The sequence below is a fragment of the Ferroplasma sp. Type II genome, assembly GCF_000496155.1.
Map to the genome: position 1 here is coordinate 1 of NZ_KI542744.1, position 4616 is coordinate 4616.

General features: G+C 39.7%; 4 protein-coding genes and 1 tRNA gene. 3 read left to right on the forward strand and 2 right to left on the reverse strand.

Annotated elements, in window-relative coordinates:
- Window positions 1-105 precede the first annotated feature (105 nt).
- Complete coding sequence (locus AMDU4_RS09070) at window positions 106-579, forward strand: hypothetical protein (RefSeq protein WP_021787681.1); 474 nt, start codon at window positions 106-108, stop codon at window positions 577-579.
- A 15-nt stretch (window positions 580-594) separates the two neighbouring features.
- Here the strand turns inward: AMDU4_RS09070 and AMDU4_RS09075 are convergent, their stop codons facing one another.
- A complete protein-coding gene (locus AMDU4_RS09075; protein WP_290704820.1) occupies window positions 595-2343 on the reverse strand; it encodes an ATP-dependent DNA ligase in 1749 nt (582 codons plus the stop codon).
- A 228-nt stretch (window positions 2344-2571) separates the two neighbouring features.
- Window positions 2572-3504: an acetamidase/formamidase family protein gene (locus tag AMDU4_RS09080; protein WP_290704823.1), complete on the reverse strand. Its 933-nt coding sequence runs from the start codon at window positions 3502-3504 to the stop codon at window positions 2572-2574.
- Window positions 3505-3598: 94 nt separating this feature from the next.
- Between AMDU4_RS09080 and AMDU4_RS09085 the strand changes: the two genes are divergently transcribed.
- Window positions 3599-3698 (forward strand) — tRNA-Tyr (locus tag AMDU4_RS09085).
- Between the two features lie 115 nt (window positions 3699-3813).
- Window positions 3814-4616: cation:proton antiporter (locus AMDU4_RS09090; RefSeq protein WP_290704826.1), on the forward strand; the 803-nt coding region annotated here is incomplete at its 3' end.

Sequence of the window (4616 nt, forward strand, 5' to 3'; positions counted from 1 at the left end):
TTGTTATGCCTATCTTGAAAACTTACTAAAATATTTTAAAATACGCATGTTTAAATACGCGTTAAATATTATTATGAGTCCGAAAGGATTAAAGGAAGTAATAATATGGACGAAATAACCAAAATTAAGGATTTAACCCCTTCCTCAAGACGTGTTAACGTTATAGGAAAGGTAGTAGTACTAGGAGAGCCAAAAGAGATAAAAACCAGATTCGGAGAAGACAAATCAGTCAGTGAGGTTGTTGTAGCTGATGATACAGGCAAAATAACCCTGACGCTGTGGGATGATCAGGTTAAAGATATAAGGGATGGAGAAACTCTTAAAATCGATAACGGTTATATTTCATTGCTGAGAGGCCACATGAGATTGAATGTTGGCAAATACGGATCCATGGCTGAGTCTGAAGAGGGAATTGAACCAAATGAAGAACTGGACATGAGTGAGAAGGAATACGAATACCAGTACAACAATTACAATAACAGGTACGGAAATCAGGGAAACCGTGGAAACAGCAACCGTGGATACGGAAATAATAACAGAAGAAGCAATTATAACAGAAATGAAGACAACGAAGAATAAACATTCTTCATAAATCTATTTTGTTTTTTTCTGCATTTTATATAATTCTATAATTTCATTTGTGGTCGTGGACTCTTCCGCAGTTTTATCATCACGTATTTTTACAAGCCGGGGAAACCTCAGTGCAAGGCCTGAATCTTTTTCAATAACTCCAAGTGCGCATGTATGCACAGGGCTGATAGTAATTTCAGCTCCCTGGATTTCCATGACTATCTGGGGATATATCCAGATATCCGGTTCCATTTTTGTTTCAACCATAGCAGGCTTGTGGTCCACAATAAGATCGGAGAACATTTTTGGGAATGAGAATAAGACCTCATCGCTAAATCCAGTTCCCAGTTTAGTGAAGGACTCATATGCATGTGTTTCATCATTATAAGATGCCATGAGAAGTGCTCCATAGGTGCCGGCTCTCCGCCCATGGCCATTGAACGCACCTATCACCACCAGATCCATTGAATCCGCAAGTTCTTTCTGATAGTCCCTCTTGAATTTTATCCATAGCCAGCCCCTGGCCCCGGCACGGTAAACGGATTCCGGAGAGATGTTCTTGGCGACCACTCCCTCACACCCATCCTCTATGCTTTTTTCAAAGAATTTATTGATCTCTCTGGGATCATCAGAAACAAGCCTTGTGGCAACCCTGAAATATTCATTGTCCTTAAAATTGTCTTCCAGGATTTTTCTTCTTTCCTGGTACGGCATATTCACAAGGGATTTCCCATTAAGTTCAAGTATGTCAAAAATAAACATAACCAGCGGTATTTCTGTGGATTTCTCAACAAGCTGATATTTTCTGCCTCTCCTTTTGGAAACCATCTGAAATGGAAAGAGTTCGCCAGTGTCAGGGTTGTATGGAACAGATTCACCATCAATTATTATAGAATCAAATGAATAGGTTTTTCTGAAATTATTTACTATATCAGGAAAATTTTCTGTAGTTTCCTCCAACCCCCTCGAAAAAATTTTTATTGTTTCCCCCTTCTGGTGCAGTTCGGTTCTTAACCCGTCATACTTGTATTCATAGGATGCCTGATGCCCCATCTTTTCCCGGATCTCATCTATAGACCTCAGCCGTTCAGCAAGCATCACCTTGAATGGTATCAGTGGCTCAGGGCCTATTTTTTTTATGTTTTCTATATGGCCTTTTTGAAGCAGTGTAGCTATGAAGCCAATATCCGGATGAAAGTTGTAGGCAGTTTCTATTATATCTGCGTATTCCTTGCTGGAGAAGGCATGCACAAGTGAATCAAGAATGGTAGAATCGGCGACTCCAAGCCTTAATTTTCCCATTATTATTCTGGTAATATACCGGATATCATCAGGATGTGAGTTTACCATGAGGTCAGCATATATGCCAATTTTCCCCTTCACACTTCCGGATCCTGAAGATTTTGCAAGTTCAAGAAGTTTAGTATAGACATAATGCACTGTAAGTTCTTCATTAAAAAGTGGCCTCTGGCTCATCTTTTCCCTGATTTCTGAAGCAGTTGTGCCAAGGTCACCATTTTTATAGAATAGCCTGTTGACATCCTCATCCCTGAGTCCTGACACACTGGCAAGGGACTTGACAATCAGCTTGACTGAAACCCCAAATTGCACTCCCTCATAGTCTGGGGCAAGTTTTCCCTGGATAAGATACACCAATTCCTTGAGGTCATCGCCTGCATCCTCCAGCAATGAACCAAGTATGGATGTAAGTTCCAGCCTCTTTGTTGTGGCTTCCATTTTCATCAATTTGCTGCTGACTTCTGAAAATAACATAAATAATGATAATGCAATCAGTTATAATGTTTTGTGGCTGTCCATATTTTATGTACAGGATAAACATATGCAATTCCTTCTGAACTGTAGGTTTACTGTATACTCAGGTTTCTCCTTTTATAGGTGTTAAATTTTAGAATATTCATAACGGGTACACACATGCCTCAACAATAGCATACGTAAAAATAATCCAGGCAAAATTCTAAAGGCATTCTTTGATAAATAAATTTATATTTTTTTGTTCTTAATTATACTTTTATCCATTGCCAGTGAAACAACGAAATTTGGCATGTCAACCATCTCAGAAATTCTCAGGTTTCCGGCTACACTGCACAGTATATAAGACTCTTCACTGGAAAAACCATACTCCGCGAGAATATCAATCATCTCCTTTACTGCAGTCTTCGCAGATTCTTCCATACTGTCTCCTATGCCCATGGAAACTATATAATCAGATTTTATGGACTCCGTGGATTCAATTCTGGGGTATTTTATCCTTTTATTTTTTATGAGGCCTACTGTAACCACGGCAGTGCAGGAGGTCTCTATTGCAGTCCCGCAAACCTCTCCATCACCCTGAGCCGCATGTGGATCTGCAAATGATACCAGTGCGCCGGGAACATTTACGGGAAGATACAGTGTAGATCCAGCCCTGAGGAATCTATTGTCCATATTCCCTCCGAAGGCCTGCGGTGGTATCATGCCGTATTCTCCATCTTCTGGTGCTGTTCCTATGATTCCCAGAAATGGATTTAGGGGAATGGCCACATCATTCAGGAAATCCCCTGTGATGCTTTTTGCCTTATTATCATGGAGTTCCCATATTATGAGTTTCTCCCCAAACATATTGCTCAGGGATCCAAAATCCTTCATCATGGCGCTCCATCCCCACGTTCCAGTTTCGATGCTCTCTATTTTGATTTTGAGCGTATCACCTTTTTCTGCACCATCCACATATACCGGCCCGACAGCTGCGTCCACTCTAGAATGGTCAATTTTTGCCAGATCTGCGGTGCTATAATCTTTCTTTATCTGCATGGTTGAGGAATCAGGAATTTTAATGCTTATCTTTTCACCAGGACTAATGTGTGCAACTGGACTACTGTGGGGTGACCATTTAAAATGTATATTTCCTTCCTTATAACCGTCTATTACCTTCATGCAACACATAAATGCAGAGTGCATATTAATATTCCTGAATTCCCAGAACCACATAAATGTTAAAATTTATATTCGTTGTTAGAATCATCTGTTACCCGGCTTAGCTCAGTTGGTAGAGCGATGGACTGTAGAGTGAAACACTGCCAGAAAACGCAGTCATCCATAGGTCTCTGGTTCGAATCCGGAAGCCGGGATTTATTTTCTTAATTTTGGATAATATTTGCAAAATTCTTTATTATATTAAACAAACAGCAAGAAATAACCATATTTTAACAAAAATATTATATATTTAGCCTGTATTAGAAAATAATGTATGGAATACCTGACTCTCTTCTGGCATTAGTATTTATTGGAGTACTTTTGCTTCTCGCTAAACTTGGAGAGGAGATATTCGAGAAATTAAGGCTAGTTTCATATGTGGCTGCAATTGTAATAGGTATAATTATTGGTCCCGGGGTTCTGGGGCTTATAAACATTCTCCCAAATATATCACTCTTCATAGCACTGGGGATAAATTTCCTTCTATTTACCGGAGGAGCCCTGGAATTCAAGGATATGGAAACCAGGAAATTTCTGCATCCCTTAAATATAATGACGGGCATACTGGAATTTATACTGCCGTTCAGCCTCATATCATTTATAGTTTATTACATATTCCATAGCATCACCATAGCCCTGATTGTGGGCATTGTTACTGGCATGAGCAGTGCAGGCCCTGTAACAAGGCTTCTCAGAGACACCGGACTAAACAATACCGAGGAAGGGAATAAAATTTTTCAGCAGGTTGTAACCATTGAGATTTCGGCTGTTATACTCTTTTCATTCCTTTCCGATTTGCATGGCAGGGCAGTGACATTTTTCCTGATTTTCAAAATAGCCATCGAACTCTTTATTGCCCTTCTCTTCATAATATTATTTTCAAAGTATGTCCTGACAAAACTGCTTGTAAAGGTAGATTTTAACTCAAGAGCCCACGAAACAGTCATAGCTGTGATAGTGGGCTTTGTTCTTATTCTGGGCTTTGTGGGACAGCTATATGGTTTTAATTCTGCCATAGTGGCACTTTTCATAGGTATAATGTTAAGGGATTTTATCAATGATCGTCCACTGGT